Origin of the sequence: Ferruginibacter sp., assembly GCF_014377975.1 — a bacterium.
Classification (GTDB): Bacteria; Bacteroidota; Bacteroidia; order Chitinophagales; family Chitinophagaceae; genus Ferruginibacter.
The window spans coordinates 1-1,697 of sequence record NZ_JACMOO010000057.1 but is presented as its reverse complement, the minus strand read 5'-3'; the positions used below and the strand labels follow the sequence as shown (position 1 = coordinate 1,697).

The window sequence follows — 1,697 nt, the reverse complement described above, 5'->3', positions numbered from 1 at the left end:
GGTATGTTTTTAAATGGCAAAGTGCACAAAAGCAATTATTAACAAAAAGTAAAATAGTTTGGTATGGAAGAAAATAAAGAACATGCAGCAGCAGATGATGCACAGCAACTGGAACAGTTGAAGCCTCCTTCAACTGATGAACCCATTGTACCAGCTACAGAAACAACAACAGAAGTTGAACAACCTTCAACCTTTAAACCCTGTTATGGAAGTACATCATCACGCCCACGACTCTGCTGCCCCTCATTATCAAAAAAACTGGAAAAATTATTTCTGGGAATTTTTAATGCTTTTTCTAGCAGTGTTTTGTGGTTTTTTAGCAGAGTATCAATTGGAGCATACCATTGAACATCAACGGCCAAGGGAATATGCACAAAGTCTTTATAAAGATTTGCAAAACGATACAGCCGATTTAAAAAAGGCAGCATTGTATGAAAACAGGGTAAATAATATCATTGACAGCCTCGTTAATTTTATAAGCAGTGCTGACTTTTCTCAAAAAGGCGGTCAATTATATTATTATATGCGGCTTGCAAGCTTAAGGTATGATGTTGACTGGAACAAAGCCACATTAAACCAACTAATCAGCTCCGGCAACCTTCGTTATTTCACCAATACGCAACTGGTAACGCAGCTAAGTAATTATAATACGATTACAAATATAATTTCCAAACAGGATGATTATATTTTTGAAAAAAGAAAAAGGGCCGTTACATACAAAGACCGGATTACAATACCCAAATACGATCAGGCCCTTGCAACAATCTCAATGGACGATGTTGCGTTAGGAAGAAAAAATACTTTAATTGATTCCATCAGGAATACAAATATGCCCGTACAAAACAATACTGCTGATATGTTAAATGCATTTGCAAATGCCCTTCTTGATACTAAAATTAATAGGCAAAACCAGCGGACAAAATATTATCCCAAAGCGATAGAACTGGCAACGGAGATAATGGAATTGTTAAAAAAAGAATATCACCTGAAATAATTTATGGAACAAAATAAAGAAATACCGTCAAAAAATATTCCTGAAGTGGAGCAAAGTCCACCTCGAATTTTAAACGAAGAAACAATTTCTGCTTCGCAGCAACGTCTCGTCCCTTACCGGACGTTGCGTTCAACAGTTCTAAAACATTATTATTAAATACGCAACGTCCCCTTTGGGAGACGTTGCTGAGAATGAAAAATAAATAGTTGGATTGATAATAAAATTTCTAAGCAACAAGTCAAATGAAAAATATCATTCAAAATAAATTAATCTATAAAATGAAAAATAAAAAAACAATCCTCCTATTTATTGCATTGATAAATCTATTGTCTTTTCAGCTAATGGCACAAACACAGGTCGTTTACGATATAGTGTTATCAGGTGGTCGAGTTATTGACCCCGAAACAAAATTAGATGCCATAAAAAATGTGGGCATAATCAATAACCGTATTGCCGAAATTTCATCAGAACCACTAAAAGGGAAAGAAACCATTAATGCTAAAGGATTAGTAGTATCTCCTGGTTTTATTGATTTGCATGTACATGGACGAACCAATATAGAGCAGGAATATCAATTGCATGATGGACTTACCACTGCATTGGAACTGGAATGGGGAATTGAGAACCTTAAAGAGTGGTATGCAACAAGAAAATCAAAGGCATTAATAAACTATGGTGCAAGTGTGTGCTGGCCTTACGAACG

General features: G+C 35.5%; 2 protein-coding genes and 1 pseudogene. All 3 read left to right on the top strand.

Going from position 1 to position 1,697, the window contains the following annotated elements:
* Positions 1–63 precede the first annotated feature (63 nt).
* Complete coding sequence (locus H7254_RS03985; RefSeq protein WP_301931752.1) at positions 64–348, top strand: hypothetical protein; 285 nt, start codon at positions 64–66, stop codon at positions 346–348.
* A complete protein-coding gene (locus H7254_RS03980) occupies positions 287–994 on the top strand; it encodes a hypothetical protein (RefSeq protein ID WP_301931751.1) in 708 nt (235 codons plus the stop codon). The genes H7254_RS03985 and H7254_RS03980 overlap by 62 nt, the downstream gene beginning before the upstream one ends.
* 278 nt (positions 995–1,272) lie before the next feature.
* Positions 1,273–1,697 (top strand): annotated as a pseudogene (locus H7254_RS03975) (hypothetical protein); the annotation flags it as partial.